Genomic DNA, 15,242 nt, shown 5'->3' on the forward strand with positions numbered 1-15,242 from the left:
ACTCGGCGGAGCCGTGCTGCCAACAAGCGGGGGTTGGCGGCTCGGCCGAGGGGGCCGGCGCGCGCCGGCCCGGGGCCTTCCAACAGTTCTACGCCCGGTCGCCGACGTCGGTTGCAGCCGACCGATAGCCAGCACGATTTGATGAACAACCGGGAGAGCCGCGCCAGCCCACCGCCTCCGTCGATCCGGCCGGCAATCGGCCAGTGACATTTCGTTCACCCACCGATCTATCCCTGCAGAGGACGCGTATCCTGAGGGGAGCCGTACGTTTGCCTTATGGGACGTACGGGGGCAGAGGGAGGCAGCGAGTGCTCTCCGGAGTCGGACAAGCCGAAGGACTGGTCGAACGCCTGATCCAGGCGAGCGGCTCGAGCGATGCCACGCTGGTCGCGGGCATCGCCATCGTCGTCGGCATCATGCTCTGGGCTGCCGGCGCCAGGGCCGTGAGCCTCGCTTTTGCCGCCGCGGGTGGGACGGCCGGGCTCTTTGCGGGCTTTACGCTGGCGAGCCACGTCGCCGTACCGGACGTCGCGGGCCTGCCCGGCTCGCTGGTTGCCGCCGCGGGCGGCGCGGGCCTGGGCGTCGTGATCGCGCTCGTGGCGATGCGCCTGGTCGTGTCCGCCGCCGCCGGCGTGACCGCCGCGGCCGCCGCTGCCTGCATCGCCGTGCTTGCAACGCCCCACCTTCCGCTCAATCCGACCGCACCCGCCGCATCGCCACCCGCTCCGACGGTCGCCGTCCAACCGGTGTCGCTCGACGTCGCGGGCGAATCTGCAAGCAACGAAGCCGCGGCCGCACCGACGAGCACCACCGCCGTCGGCACGCAAGCGATTGCGGATCAGGCAGCGCAGGCCTGGGACCGCGTGCCCGAAGCCCACCAGGGGCACGCGGCGATCGCCATCTTCGGTTGCGGATTGTTCGGAGCCATGCTCGGAGCGATCTGGCCGGCCCGCGTCGCGAGCGCTACGACCGCGTTCATGGGCGCCGCGATCTGGCCGCTGGGGGCCATCCAGATCCAGGCGGCGATGGGCACGCCGCTGCCGATCGAGGAAACGCCGACGCAGGCGTGGCTCGTCGCGTGGCTCGTGCTTGGCGTTGTCGGGCTGGGCATCCAGCGGCTCGTCGTCCGCAAGGTCGCCGAGAGCTGAGCCAGAACGGCGAGAGCTACACGCTCGGGGCAGCGGACTCGGGCTCGCGCTCTTCTTGCACGGTGATCAGACCGCCCGTGTCGCCCGCCGTCATCGGCTCGGCGTAGATCGACGCGTTCGTCGCACTGACGGCCAACTGCCCGGCAAGTGCCGCGAGAACCACGACGCCAACGGCTGAGATGGCCCCCGTCGCGAATCGCAGCCCGTACGCCGGATGGTGCTCGGGGCGATCGGGCGAGTCGGCCGAACCGTTCGCGTCGTCGATCATGGCGGCCTTGACGAGCCGCAGGTAGTAGAACGCGGCAATGGCCGAATTCACGCCCAGGATGACGACGAGCGCGATCTCGCCCGCCGCGATGCCGGCCGTGAACAGGGGTAGCTTGGCCATGAACCCCAGCAGCGGCGGGAAGCCCAGCAAGCTCAGCGACACGATCGCCAGCACGACGCCCAGTGCCGGCTCGCGGCGCCACAGCCCGCGGAGGTCGTCGAAGTCCTCGACCTCCATCGGCTCGCCGCGATCGGCGGCACGCTTCTCGAGGCAGGCGATCACCGCGAAGGCGCCCGTGTTGGTCACGCCGTAGGCCGCGAGGTAGAACAGCACCGCCGACACGCCGCTGGCCGCGAACGTGCCGTCGCCCGGCCCGGCCAGCACGCCCACGAGCATGTAGCCCGAGTGGGCGATCGACGAATAGGCCAGCATGCGCTTGACCGAGTTCTGCAGGATGGCCAGCACGTTGCCCACGGTCATGGTCACTGCGGCCATCACCCAGAGCATGACGCGGACGGCCTCGGGCAGGCCATCTCCGCCCGCACCGGCCGACCAGCCCGCGACCGAGCAGATGAGCAGCAGCGCGACGAAGCCTGCCGTCTTGGGCACGAAGGCGAGGAACGCCGTCACCGGCGCGGCAGCACCCTGGTACACGTCGGCCGTGTAGAAGTGCATCGGCACGGCAGCGATCTTGAACGCCAGGCCCGCGATCGACAGCAGAAGGCCAATCATGGTGATGTTGTTGATGCCCTCGGCGGCGATGATGCCGGCCATGACGTCGAGCTTCAGCGTGCCCGTACCGCCGTAGAGCATGACAAAGCCGTACAGGAATGTCGCGGCGCCGAGCGCTCCGAGGTAGAAGTACTTGACGCCGGCTTCCTGGGCCCGGCCGCGCGAGCTGCTCATCGCGACCATGACGTACGTCGGAAGGCTCGTGAGTTCGAGCGCCAGGAACAGCCAGATCAGGTCGCCCGCCGACGCGCAAAGCATCAGGCCCGTCAGCGAGAACAGCACGAGCGAGAAGTACTCGGCCCGGTTGGTGCGCAATGGGCTGAAGGTTCGGCCCGCGGACACCAGCGCTTCCTCACGCCGATCGATCAGACCGCTCTGCAGCAGGATGAGCATGAGCCCCACCACCGCCACCACGACCTTGACGAATCCCGGCATGTTGGGCAGCATGGTGTCGCCCTGCGGCGAGTTCGACATGCCGATCGCCGCGAGCACGCCCGCAACGGCGAGCCCGGCCATCGACGCCGGCAGGCACAGCGAGCGCCACTGCTTGTTGGGAGACAGACCCAGGATCATCACCACGCAGGTGGTGATGAAGAGCGTGATCTCGGGCCAGATGAGGGCGATCTTCTCGGCCATGGGTGATCACTGCCCCCCTTCTTGCGAGTCGGACGGTTCGTCGGCGGGGGGCTCGGTCAGGAGCGTGTCGTCCGCGTCAACGCGGATGCCCAATTCCTCGGCCCGGATCTGCAGCAGATCCTGGTATGGCTCGAGCGTCCGCTCGACCGACGGCTCGATGGCCTCGATCACCGGCGTCGGATAGACGCCCAGGGCCAGGCAGCCGACCGCGAGCACCGTCAGGAGGCTGATCTCGCGGACGTTCAGGTCCGTGGGCAGCTCGGAGTGCTCGTCGTCGTGGCCCGCGGGCTGCTTGGCCGTGCCCCACACGACGCGGCCGGTCATGTAGAGCAGGTACATGGCCGCGACGATGACGCCGAAGCCCGCCGCGAAAGCGAACCACGGGCCGAGCGAGCCGCCGGCGGCGCCCTCACGTCCTTCGAGCACCCAGGCGGGCGAGCTCTGGAACGTGCCGATGATGCACATGAACTCGCTGACGAAGCCGTTGAGCCCGGGCAGACCGACCGACGCCATGACGAAGAACACCATGAACGACGACCAGATGGGCATCGTGCTCGCCAGGCCGCCCAGCTCGTCCATCGAGCGGGTATGGAATCGCTCGTAGACCATGCCGATGCACAGGAAGAGCGCCCCGGTCGACAGGCCGTGGTTGATCATGTAGAGCACCGAGCCGGTGAGCCCGATGTTGTTCAGCGCGACGAGCCCGAGCACGCAGAAGCCCAGGTGGCTCACCGACGAGTAGGCCACGAGCTTCTTGACGTCCTTCTGCACCCAGCAGATCAAGCCAGCGTAGATGATGCCGATGATGCTGAGCACCGCGATGAGCGGGGCGTAGGCGATGACCGCCTCGGGCACGAAGCCGAGTGCGAATCGATAGATGCCGTACGTACCCAGCTTCAGTAGCACGCCGGCCAGGATGACCGATCCGGCCGTCGGCGCCTCGGTGTGCGCCAGCGGCAGCCACGTATGCACCGGGAACAGCGGCACCTTGACGGCGAAGCCAAGCATGAGCGCCAGCAGCACCAGGGCCTGGGCCTCGACGGGCATCTGCATCGCCGTCGTGGCGAGCGTGGGAATGTCGAACGTCCACACGCCCTCGAGGCTGCGGTGGTGGAAGACGACGTAGACGAGGCCCGCCAGCGCGATGATGGAGCCCGTGAACGTGTACAGGAAGAACTTCGTCGCCGCCCGCTTGCGGTTGCTCGAGCCGTAGAGGTTGATCAGGACGTACAGCGGCAGCAGCGTGAACTCGAAGCACACGTAGAAAACCAGCAGGTCGGTGGCGGCGAACACGCCCACCATCGCCGCCTGGAGGCCGGTCAGCCAGCCGTAGAAGACCTTGGGATTGTCCTTCACCGCCGAAAAGCTGCCGAAGACGCAGATCGGCCCGAGCAGCACGGTCAGCGCAATGAGCAGCAGCGAGACGCTGTCGACGCCCACGCCCACGCGAAGGCCCATGTCGGCGATCCAGTCGTAGCTGCCCACGAACTGCAGGTCGCCACCCCGGCTCCAATCGAACTTCCAGAGCGCCACCAGCATCGGCCCGATCGGAACGAGCGAGCCGATCGCCGCGATGGCGCGTGCGTTCCGCGAAGGAGTAAACGCGATCGCACCCGCGGCCAGCAGGGGAATCAGGATGAGCAGGTAGAGCAAGCTCACGTCAGACCGTCCCCCTCGTCACAGCAACGCCACCAGGACCACGAGTGCCAGCAGAACGGCCGACCCGGCCACCATGCCGGTCGCATAGCCGTGCATCACGCCGTCCTGCGACGGACGCAGCATCGAGCCCAGCCACCTCGGAAGCGAGCCCATGAGATCGACCAGTCCATCGATCACGAGCTTATCGAACGCGTGGAACACGTGGCTGAACACCAGAAGCGGCTTGACGATCGCGATGTGGTACAACTCGTCGACGTACCACTTGTTTTCCGCCCACCTGGGGATCGGCCCGAACCGGGCGGCGACCGCGTCCATGCGCACCTTGGCGGGCTCCACGCGGTTGCCGAGACCCAGGCTCCACGCGCCCTTGGGGCCGTGGAACCATGCCGCGGCCAGGATGCCGAGCAGTCCGAGCCCGGCCGACACGTAGTACATGATCTTGAAGGGGTCTTGGCCGAGCAGCGTGCCCGCCTCGGCATGAGCATCACCGTGATCATCGCCGTACTCGTCGCCGTACGTCGCGCTCGCGGCGGGCGCCGACGACTCTTCTGGCTTCGCACCGTCGGCGTCGCCCTTCTTGTCGCCATGCGACAGGCCGGGCGAGGGATACGCCGCCGTCGAGTACTTGACCATCGTGCCGGCCCAGCCGTGGTCTTCCTTCTTGTTCACGAAGTACAAGCTGGCCACCAGGATCGTGCCCGCGGCCAGGATGGCCATCGCGCCGTTCATGGCCCAGCCGGGTGCGTGCGGGTGGAAGCCGGTGTGCAGGGTGTCGCCGGGCTCTTCGTCTTCGGTCGCGTGGTGAGCGTGGGCGTCGTGCCCGTGATCATCTCCATGATCGTCGCCGTGATCGTCATCACCCGGCTCGAAGTGCCGGGGCCCGACGAACACGCGGAAGAACACGCGGAACGTGTAGTACGCCGTCATGCAGGCCGTCAGCAGCAGCAGCAGGCCGATGAAGTATGCGCCGCCGATCATCTCGCCCGGCGTCGCGAACGCCTGGGCCAGGATCATGTCCTTCGAGAAGTACCCGGCGGTGAAGGGCACGCCGCTCAGGCTCAGGCAGCCGATGAGCATGCACACGCCCGTGATGCCGAAGCCCTTCATCCACATCACGCCGCTCAGGCGGCGGAGGCTGAGCTGGCCGCCAAAGCCGTGCATGACGGCGCCGCAGCACAAGAAGAGCGTGGCCTTGAAGAACGCGTGGGTGAACACGTGGAAGACGGCGCCGGTCGTGCCCAGCAGGCCCAGCCCGGCGAACATGAAGCCCAGCTGGCTGATCGTGCTGTAGCCCATGATCCGCTTGATGTCGTACTGGGCGAACTCGATGGTCGCCGCCCAGAATGCCGTGATGGCGCCGCTCCAGGCCACCACCGTCAGCGCGATCATCGCATCGTCGGCGGCGTACAGCGGGAACATGCGGGCGATGAGGTACACGCCCGCGGTGACCATCGTCGCCGCGTGGATCAGGGCCGACACCGGGGTCGGGCCCTCCATCGCGTCGGGCAGCCAGACGTAGAAAAAGAGCTGGGCGCTCTTGCCGAAGGCGCCCGCGGTCAGCAGCAGCGGGATGACCACCACCACCCAGGTGTTCCCGATTGCCTCGCCGTTGCCGTCGATGCCCTGGGCGACCATGTCGAACAGCTTGTCGAACTCGAGCGTGCCGAAGACGACGAACGTCGCGCCGATGGCCATCAGAAGGCCGAGGTCGCCGATGCGGTTGATGATGAAGGCCTTCTTGGCGGCCGCCACCGCCTCGGGCTTCTTGTAGAAGTAGCCGATGAGCAGGTAGCTGCACAGGCCCACGCCCTCCCAACCAAGGAAGAGCAGCAGCAGGTTGTCGGCCATCACCAGCGTCGACATGCTGAACACGAACAGGTTGAACGCGAAGAAGAACCGGCAGTAGCCCAGGCCCTTGTCGTGCTCGACGTACTCAGTCGAGTACAGCCCGATCACCGTCGCCAGCCCGCTCACGAACAGCATCCAGAGCATGGACAGGCCGTCCATGTAGAACGCAAAGTTGGCAATGATGCTGGCGTCGCTGTCGGCGCCAATGCTGGCGTGGATCCAGCGGAAGATCGTGGCGATGCCGTAGTTGTCCTGGCCGCCCAGGAACGCCATCAAGGCCGTGACGAAGCCGCCGGCCAGAAGCCCCACCGTCAGATAGCCGGGGAACTTGTTCTTGACGTTCAAGCAGGCGCAGGCCAGGCACAGCGCGGCGCCCAGCAGCGGCAGGCACGGCATGAGCGCCACCCACAGAGGTGCGTCGCCGCTGACGAGGTAGGGCCCGTCGGCCGCGGCCAGCATCGTCGAGAAGGACAAGGGCAGTTGGCTCGAGAGCATGGTCATCCCTTGAGCTCCGTCCACGCCTCGGCGCTCAGCGAGTCACGCTTGCGGAAGAGGAACACCACCAGCGCGAGCGCCAGTGCTGCCTCGGCCGCCGCCACCGTGAGCACGAAGATCACGAACGTCTGGCCGTCGTAGTTCAGGTGGAACCGGCTGAAGGCGATCAAGGCGATGCCCGCGGCCTGGAACATCATCTCCGTGCACAGGAACATGATGATCAGGTTCCGGCGGGTCAGGAAGCCGACCAGCCCGAGCGTGAACATGGCAACCGATACGAACAGGTAGTGCGCGAGCACGCCCTCGCCCATCGCCTGGGGGAACGCAGACTGCGCGAGCAACTGCACGGGGGCGAGCACCTCAAGCATGCGGCTGCCCCCCATCGGCGTTGCCGTCGGCCAGCGCCGCCGCAGCGGCCGCCTTGGCTTCTTCGTCGATCTGCGCGAACTTGCGCGCGAGCACGACGGCGCCCAGCATGGCCATCAGCAGGATCACGCCGGCGATCTCGATCGTGCCGGGATAGTCGCCAAGCAGGTTGAAGGCCAGGCCCTCGGTGTTCGTCGGGACGACCGAGTCGGGAAGGGCCACCTGCCGCGTGCCGCCGCCCGCCGTCTCGACCACGGCGCTGCCGCCGTCTTCCGTGATGCCCGTCACGCGATCGCCGCGCTCGATCAGGTCGGCCCGGACGAGGTCCTTCTCGATCTTGCCAGGCAGCCGCTCGAGCACGGCGATCTGGGCCTGGGCGGCCTCTGCCTCGGTCTGCGGCGAGACCTGATTCACGCCGGTGAAGAGCATGGCCGTCAGCGTGGCCAGCAGGGCGAAGCTGGCGATCGTCGCGGTGATTGGCCCGCGGCCGACCGCGTCGTAGTCGGCCATGCCCTCTTCCTGTCCTTCCATCTGGCTCTGGCTGGCCAGCATGATGACGAAGAGGTAGGTAATCAGGATTGCGCCGGCGTAGATGATGACCAGCGCGAACGCCATGAACTCGGCCGCGAGCAGGATGTACAGCCCGGCCGTCGCGAGGATGCTGAGGATGAAGTAGAGCGCCGCGTACACGGGCCGCCGGTGCGTGATGACCTGCAGGCACGAGCCGAGCGCGATGACCGCCAGCACGTGGAAGGCCGGGTTGGGCAGAGGCCCCTCGCCCGCCAGCGACGCCGCCCCAAGGGCCACGATCAGGATGCCCACGCCCGTCGCGGCGATGATGCCGCCGATCAGGCTGGCCTGGAACCGTCGCCGGGGCACCGAGAGCGCCACGCCGGCGCCGCAGGTGGCCAGTGCGACGAACAGCAGCACGGGATGAACGATCATGTCCATAGGCTGAGCGGCGAATCGGACCGAGCCATCGAAGGCCCCGTGTGCATGGCAAGGCCGGGGCGGTCCCGGCTGGCAGAGTGAGGGCTCACAGTAGATCAACGCCCACCGACCTTCCACCGGCAACGCCCGCGCGCCGCCATCGCGCGGTCGATTCGGGGGCCTTCCCCATCGCCCTATGCTCGCCCCGTGCCGGCCGCCGACTGGAAGCGACACGTTCCCAACGCCCTGACCATCGCCCGCCTGGCGATGGCGGCGGCGCTGGTCGCGCTGCTCGCGCTCCTGCCGCCACTCGAAGGCCGGACCGGGCCGCAACCGGCGATCCTCGCCGCGGCGGTACTCTTCGTGCTGGCCGCCATCACCGACGCCCTCGACGGCTACCTGGCGCGCAAGTGGCAGGCCATCAGCGTCTTCGGCCGCATCATGGACCCCTTCGCCGACAAGCTGCTGGTCCTGGGGGCCGTCGTCATGCTGGCGACTCCGCAGTTCCAGATCGGCTCCGAGGGCGGCACAACGATGGCGGCGGGCTTCACGGGCTGGATGGCCGTCGTCATCCTGGGCCGCGAGCTGCTCGTGACCTCGATCCGCGGTGTGTTCGAGTCCCGGGGCGTCGATTTCTCCGCCTCGGCCTCGGGCAAGGCCAAGATGATCGCCCAGAGCGTGGCCATCCCCGCGTGCCTGCTCGCCGCCGGCGTCTGGGCCAGCGATCCGCCCGCGTGGGCAGCCTGGTTCGCCACGCTGGCCGCATGGGGCACTACCCTCGTGACCGCGGCCTCGGCCGTCCCCTACGTCCAACGGGCCCTGCGCACCAGCGGGTCCCAACCGATACAGGAACACCCGTGATCACCAAACCCGACGGCAACCTGCGATGGGTCACCTTCTTCGGCCTGGGCCACATGCGGCCCTTCCCCGGCACGTGGGGCTCGCTGCCGCCGGTGCTGCTGGCGATCCTGCTGGTGCTCGCCCTGCCCGCCGAAGCCCACAGGATGTCCGTCCGCCTGGTGATGCTGCCGATCGCCATCGCGTTCACCCTGTCCTGCGTGCTGCTCGGAGACAAGGCCGAGGCTCGCTTCGGCCGCAAGGACCCCAGCCAGGTCGTGTCGGACGAAGTCGCCGGTATGGCGCTGTGCCTGGCGCTCATGCCGGTCCCGGGCAATGACCTGCTGAGCATCGGCACGCTGCTGCTGGCGTTCATCTACTTCAGGGCGCTGGACATCGTCAAGCCCTGGCCGGCGAACCGGTTGCAGGCCGTGCCGGGCGGCTGGGGCGTCGTGCTCGACGACCTGATGGCCGGCTTCCAGGCCGCGTTGCTGCTGTGGTTCGCGTTCTTGATTGCGCAGATCTGACGAGAGCGAACGAAAAAGCCCGGGGCTCGGCCCAGGCTCTCCGCAATCGCTCGACGCGCTAGACGCGCTCGCTCACACGTCCATCAAGATCCGCTCGGGGTTCTCGATGCAGTTCTTGATCGTCACCAGGAATTGCACGGCTTCGGCCCCGTCGATGATGCGGTGGTCGTAGCTGACCGCCAGGTACATCATGGGCCGCAGCGCGATGCTGCCCGGGTTGTTTGGGTCCTCGACCGCACGCTTCTTGATCGTGTGCATGCCCAGGATGGCCGACTGCGGCGGATTCAGGATGGGCGTGCTCATGAGGCTGCCGAAGACGCCGCCGTTGGTGATGGTGAAGGTGCCGCCGGTCATCTCATCGATCGTGAGCTTGCCGTCGCGGGCCTTGACGGCAAGCTCCTTGATGCCGCTCTCGATCTGGGCGAACGAGAGCTGCTCGGCGTTGCGAAGCACCGGGACCACAAGACCCTTCGGGCTGGCGACCGCGATCGCCACGTCGCAGTAGTCGTGCGTCTGGATCACGGGCTTGCCGCTGTCGTCCTCGGCGATGAAGCCGTTGACCAGCGGGAAGGCCTTGAGGCCCTGCACCACGGCCTTTACGAAGAACGACATGAAGCCAAGGCCCACGCCGTGCTTCTTCTCGAAGTCTTCCTTGTACTGCTTGCGCAGGTCCATGACGGCGGTCATGTCGACCTCGTTGAAGGTCGTGAGCATGGCCGCCGTGTGCTGGGCCTCGACGAGCCGGTTGGCTACGCGCTGGCGCAGCGGCGTCATCTTGTCGCGGTGCACGCCTCGCGCGGTAGCGCTGCCGTTTGACGAGCCATTGCTCGTCGCACCGTTGCCCTGCGGAGCAGACTGGAGGTACGCCAGCACGTCCTGCTCGCGGATGCGCCCGCCCGCGCCGGTGCCCTTGATCGAACCGAGATCGACGCCGTGGGCGCCAGCAACCTTCTCGGCCAGCGGCGTGGCCTGTCCCGGCTGGCCGCGATCGACCCGTGCCTGCGGCACGCGCTCGGTCTCCGCGGCTTTCTCTTGCGTCGCGGTCGTTGAGCCTCCAGTTTCGCCGGCGCCGTCAGACGCTTGCCGCTTCTCGCCCTTACCGGTACTCGACTTGGTTTCGGCCTGCTTCTCGGGCTGCTGCTCGTGCGAAGACGCCGACGACTCGGCCTTCTTCTCGCCCGATCCACCACCGGGCTTCTCGGCCGACTCGTCGATCTCGCCGACCGACGAGCCCACCTCGACCTCGTCGCCCTCGGCAGCGCCGTGCTTGATGACGCCGGCGGCGGGCGCGGGGACCTCCATCGTGATCTTGTCGGTCTCGAGCTCGAGCACCGTCTGGTCGCGCTCGACGTACTCGCCGTCGGCCACGCTCCACGCGGCGATCACGCCGCTGGTGATGGACTCGCCGACCTCCGGAATCACGATCTTGGTTGCCATCTGTGGCGCTCCTGCGACCCTCCCGGGCCGAATCGGGAAGAGGCTAGGCCGACACGCGGACCAGCTTGGGGCCCGTCGTGCTCGGCTGCTTCTCGTCGTCCTTGTCCAGCGAGCCGATGGCCTCGGCAATGAGTTGTGCCTGCTCGGCCTTGTGCCGACGCTTGCTGCCCGTCGCCGGGCTCGCACTCGCCCGGCGGCCGATGTACCCCAGATCGCCCTGGGGCAAGAGGCCGGCAAGGTTCTGGCGCATCTTGTCGGCGATGAACTGGTACGCGCCCATGTTTCGCGGCTCTTCCTGCACCCAGGTCACTCGCTCGGCCTTCGCATAGCGCTCGAGGATGCCGCGCAGCAGGTCGTTGTGCAGCGGGTAGAGCTGCTCGACGCGGATGATCGCGACGTCCTCGCGGCCGATCGCGTCACGCCGCTCGGCCAGCTCCCAGTAGATCTTGCCGCTACACAGGATCACGTCGCGGACCTTGCTCGGGTCGGCGCTCTTCGCACTCTTGCCGTTGTCTCCCGAAGATCCGCCGCTGGCATCGCCATCGAAACGCGGGTCCTCGAGGATCTCCATGAACCGGCCGCGCGTGAGCTCCTCGATCTTGCTCGTCGCCGTACGGATCAGGCTCTTTGGCGTCATCACCACCAGCGGCTTGCGGAAGGGCCGGCGGACCTGCCGACGCAGCATGTGGAAGGTCTGCGCCGCCGTCGTCGGGTAGCACACCTCGATGTTGTCGTCAGCGCACGCTTTCAGGAAGCGCTCGAGCCGGGCCGACGAGTGCTCGGGCCCCTGGCCCTCGTACCCATGGGGCAGCAGCATGACCAGGCCCGACCAGCGGTCCCACTTCAGCTCGGCGCTGGTGAGGAACTGATCGATGATGACCTGCGCACCATTGACGAAGTCGCCGAACTGCGCCTCCCAGACGACGAGCATGTTCGGATCGCTCAGCGCGTATCCGTACTCGAAGCCCATCACGCTGAATTCTGATAGCGGGCTGTCGTACACGCAGAACTTCGCCTGCGCGAGCCTGCCGTCGGGTCCGGGCTGCAGCGGCTCGAGCCCCGTGCCCGGCTCGCCCACCGAGCGGATGTGGTTGAGCGGCATGTAGCTCTCGGCGCTCTGGCTATCGACCAGCACCGCATGGCGGTGGCTGAACGTGCCGCGACGGCTGTCCTGTCCGCTCAGGCGAACCGGCACGCCCTCGAGCAGCAGCGTGCCGTACGCGAGACTCTCGGCGTCGGCATAGCTGATGTCGCCGGTCTCGGGCAGCGACTTGCGCTCGGCCAGCAGCTTCTTGAGCTTGCGGTGCACGTTGAACTCATCGGGCACCGACCCAAGCGCATCGCAGACTTCCTTGAGCGTGTCCATCGCGACGGCGGTCGACTTGTGCTCGAAGCTGTACTTATGCGTCATGCCCACCCACCGAGCGCTTCCGGGGTCGATGGTCGGGTCGTAGGGCGACTGCTTGGCCGCCTCCTGCGCCTGCTCGAGCGACGCGTCGAGCTGCTTGCGGATCTGCTCCATATCGTCGTCGGAGATGACGCCGTCGGCCAGCAGTCGTTCGGCGTACCCGTTCAGCACGCTCTTCTTCTTCTTGATCAGGCCGTAGAGCACGGGCTGCGTGAAGCTGGCCTCGTCCTGCTCGTTGTGCCCGAAGCGGCGGTAGCAGTGCATGTCGATGAAGATGTCCTTCTTGAACGTCTGGCGGTATTCGACGGCCAGTAGGGCCGCCATCACGCAGGCGTCGGGATCTTCACCGTTCACGTGCAGCACGGGCGCGCCGACGATCTTGCCGACGTCGGTGCAGTACCGGCTCGAGCGGCCGTCGCGCGGCGACGTCGTGAAGCCGATGAGGTTGTTGACGACGACGTGGATCGTGCCGCCCGTCGCGTAGCCCTCGAGCTGGGAGAAGTTCAGCGTCTCGGCGACCACGCCCTGGCCGATGACCGCCGCATCGCCGTGGATGACAACCGGCGCGACGCGGGTGCGGTCCTTGTCGCCGCGGTGGCGCTGCTTCGCGCGCGTGCGGCCCTGCACCACCGGGCCCACGGCCTCGAGGTGGCTGGGGTTGCTGCTGAGCGCCACGTGCAGGGCGCGGCCGTTGGGGAAGCGCCGCTCGCTCGAGTAGCCGCGGTGGTACTTCACGTCGCCGCCGCCCTGGGTGTAGTCCTCTTCCCAGGTGTCCTCGAACTCGGTGAAGATCTGCTCGTAGCTCTTGCCCAGCACGTTGTTGAGCACGTTCAGCCGGCCGCGGTGGGCCATGCCGATGACGACTTCCTCGACCGCGTGCTCGCTGTAGTGCTCCAGTACGCCGTTGACCAGCGGGATGAGCGTCTCGCTGCCCTCCAGGCTGAAGCGCTTGTCGCCCGGGTAGCGGCGGCCCAGGAACTTCTCGAACATCTCGCTCTGCAAGAGCTGCCGCAGGATGTGCACGCGCCGGCCCGAGTCGAACGCGATCGATCCGCCATGCCGCTCGCACCGCTCGACGAGCCAGGCACGCTCGGCCCGGCTGGGCACGTGCATGATCTCGGCGCCGATGGTCGAGCAGTACGTCCGCTCGAGCCGCTCGATCGCCTCGCCAAGCGTCAGCGGCCCCTCCATCCCCAGCCGGTCGGCGTTGATGGTCCGGCCGAGATCCGACTCGCTCAGCCCGTGCTCGGTCAGGTCGAGGCACGCCACCGGGTCGCTCGGCCGGCCGAACGGGTCGAGCTTGGCCGCCAAGTGCCCCATATCGCGGTAGGCGAACACGAGGTCATCGACCTTGGCGTGGAAGTCGCTGTCGGCGTCGCCGCCGGAGCTGCCCGTGGGCGCTCCGCTGCCGCCGCCGAGCTCGAAGCCCTGGAAGAACGCCCGCACGTTGGGAGCGACCGACTCTGGGTTCTCGAGATAGCTCGCGTAGGCCTGATCAAGGAACTGGGCGTTCCAGCCATTGACCGAGGCGGGCACGGCACGGGGTCCGTCGGACATAGGGATTACCCTCGGAGTCCACTGTCGTTCGGGGCCCCCACCCCGCGTAAAACGCCGCGAGGCCGTGCCCCGGACCTGTTCACCTAAGTCTATCCAATCGGTCCACGCGGATTCGTTCTTTGGACCTTCTGGACGAGCCAACCGGAGGGCGGACGGGGGTATTCGGGGGTGGGGAAGCGACGAAGGCACGAAGCGACGGAGCGACGAAGGGAAGAGCAGGGCAGGCCGGCTTCCGACCACCCCTTCGTCGCTCCGTCGCTGCGTCGCTCCGTCGCTGTCTTCCTCAACACCCCGCGGTAAACGCATCCTGGAACGCCAGGAAGTCGAAGATCGTCAGCTCGCCGTCGCCATCGAAGTCGGCGAGTGGGTCGCCGTCCTGAAAGAGATTGAGGAAGGTCAGGAAGTCGAAGATGGTGAGGGCGCCGTCGAGGTCGAGGTCCACCTCGCAGATGAGGCACTCGAAGTCGTAGGCGTAGCCCACCCCGGTGATGGAACCGCCGGAGGCGCCATCGGGAGCTCCGACCAAGGCGTGTTCGCCGTTCGCAACCACGCTTGCGCCCGCGCGACCTCCGAGGCTGCCCGACTCGGGAAGCCTCCCGGACTGAAACCACCGCCCGTCGCTGTCGCGCTGAAACACGTACGCACCTGACCTGCCGGGCGCGCCCACCAGCAATCTTCCATCGGACAAGGACAGCGATGACCCGAACACATCGTTGCGTCGAACCGGATCATCGTGGGTGAATTGCTGTCGGAGCACCCAACGGCCGTCATCCAGTTCGTACGAATAGACCTCGCCCTGGCCTTGAAACCTTCCCTCAGCAATTGGTGCACCTGCAAGAAGCGTCTGCCCATCCGTTGCAAGTGACGCGCCCAGACGCGGGCGATTGGTGTCCGGATCCGGTGGGAGTAGCTTTTCAGAGAACGAAAAGCTAACTGTGTCGGTTCGCTCGTACACATAAATAGCGCCAACATTTGCGGCAATAGTGTCGTCGAACGGTGCGCCAATGAATAGCCAGTCTTCGGTCATCACCATCTCATTACCGAAGGATCGGATGCCGCCTGGAGCGCTCGGCGGAATGAGGCGATCACGCAAGAGCCACTCGTCTCCAACACGCTCGAACACGTACGCATCAGCGTCCTGCTCGACGAGCGCGACGTCGCCCTGGAGCAACACCGACGAACCAAACTCGCTGGCAAACCGCGGCGCGGGCGATGCCAGCCGGTCCATTTCCTGCCACGAGCCTTCCGAGTACTCGTAGACGTAGACCCCGCCCGCGTCGGGCAGCACGTAATCGGCATAGATCGAACCGACGATCAGGCGCGTGCCATCCACCGACATCGACGTCCCGAACCCGTCGCCGAACGCGGCTTCCGGCGGCACGATGGTCTGGGTG

Annotated in this window: 11 protein-coding genes; 3 read left to right on the forward strand and 8 right to left on the reverse strand. The window is 67.2% G+C overall.

Annotation, left to right across the window (positions count from 1 at the left end; genetic code table 11):
- Window positions 1-308 precede the first annotated feature (308 nt).
- Entirely contained in the window at window positions 309-1,148 is an 840-nt protein-coding gene (locus RIA68_06945) for a hypothetical protein (protein ID MEQ8317176.1), read from the forward strand.
- Window positions 1,149-1,164: 16 nt separating this feature from the next.
- Here the strand turns inward: RIA68_06945 and RIA68_06950 are convergent, their stop codons facing one another.
- The 5 genes from RIA68_06950 to RIA68_06970 are packed head-to-tail and all read right to left on the reverse strand — an operon-like array spanning window position 1,165 to window position 8,097.
- Window positions 1,165-2,784, reverse strand: coding sequence for an NADH-quinone oxidoreductase subunit N (locus RIA68_06950; GenBank protein ID MEQ8317177.1), 1,620 nt, complete (start codon window positions 2,782-2,784; stop codon window positions 1,165-1,167).
- A gap of 6 nt (window positions 2,785-2,790) precedes the next feature.
- Window positions 2,791-4,443 (reverse strand): NADH-quinone oxidoreductase subunit M, encoded by a 1,653-nt coding sequence (locus RIA68_06955; protein MEQ8317178.1) that lies wholly within the window; start codon window positions 4,441-4,443, stop codon window positions 2,791-2,793.
- Between the two features lie 18 nt (window positions 4,444-4,461).
- A complete protein-coding gene (locus tag RIA68_06960) occupies window positions 4,462-6,792 on the reverse strand; it encodes an NADH-quinone oxidoreductase subunit L (GenBank protein ID MEQ8317179.1) in 2,331 nt (776 codons plus the stop codon).
- A complete protein-coding gene (gene nuoK / locus RIA68_06965) occupies window positions 6,789-7,154 on the reverse strand; it encodes an NADH-quinone oxidoreductase subunit NuoK (protein ID MEQ8317180.1) in 366 nt (121 codons plus the stop codon). The genes RIA68_06960 and nuoK overlap by 4 nt, the downstream gene beginning before the upstream one ends.
- Window positions 7,147-8,097, reverse strand: a complete 951-nt coding sequence (locus RIA68_06970; GenBank protein MEQ8317181.1) for an NADH-quinone oxidoreductase subunit J — start codon at window positions 8,095-8,097, stop codon at window positions 7,147-7,149. The genes nuoK and RIA68_06970 overlap by 8 nt, the downstream gene beginning before the upstream one ends.
- A gap of 192 nt (window positions 8,098-8,289) precedes the next feature.
- Between RIA68_06970 and pgsA the strand changes: the two genes are divergently transcribed.
- Together pgsA and RIA68_06980 are read left to right on the forward strand one after the other, a co-directional pair.
- The gene (pgsA, locus tag RIA68_06975) at window positions 8,290-8,943 is read left to right on the forward strand and encodes a CDP-diacylglycerol--glycerol-3-phosphate 3-phosphatidyltransferase (GenBank protein ID MEQ8317182.1); all 654 of its coding nucleotides are present in this window, start codon (window positions 8,290-8,292) and stop codon (window positions 8,941-8,943) included.
- Entirely contained in the window at window positions 8,940-9,446 is a 507-nt protein-coding gene (locus RIA68_06980; GenBank protein MEQ8317183.1) for a phosphatidylglycerophosphatase A, read from the forward strand. The genes pgsA and RIA68_06980 overlap by 4 nt, the downstream gene beginning before the upstream one ends.
- A gap of 72 nt (window positions 9,447-9,518) precedes the next feature.
- On the opposite strand, the gene odhB is transcribed toward RIA68_06980, so the two are convergent.
- From odhB to RIA68_06995, 3 genes are all read right to left on the reverse strand, one after another.
- On the reverse strand, window positions 9,519-10,883 hold the full coding sequence (odhB, locus tag RIA68_06985; protein MEQ8317184.1) for a 2-oxoglutarate dehydrogenase complex dihydrolipoyllysine-residue succinyltransferase: 1,365 nt from the start codon (window positions 10,881-10,883) through the stop codon (window positions 9,519-9,521).
- Between the two features lie 43 nt (window positions 10,884-10,926).
- On the reverse strand, window positions 10,927-13,848 hold the full coding sequence (locus RIA68_06990) for a 2-oxoglutarate dehydrogenase E1 component (protein MEQ8317185.1): 2,922 nt from the start codon (window positions 13,846-13,848) through the stop codon (window positions 10,927-10,929).
- 283 nt (window positions 13,849-14,131) lie between these two features.
- On the reverse strand, window positions 14,132-15,242 hold a 1,111-nt coding region (locus RIA68_06995; protein ID MEQ8317186.1), incomplete at its 5' end, for a GC-type dockerin domain-anchored protein.

Source organism: Phycisphaerales bacterium (genome assembly GCA_040217175.1).
In the GTDB taxonomy this organism is placed as follows: domain Bacteria; phylum Planctomycetota; class Phycisphaerae; order Phycisphaerales; family UBA1924; genus JAHCJI01.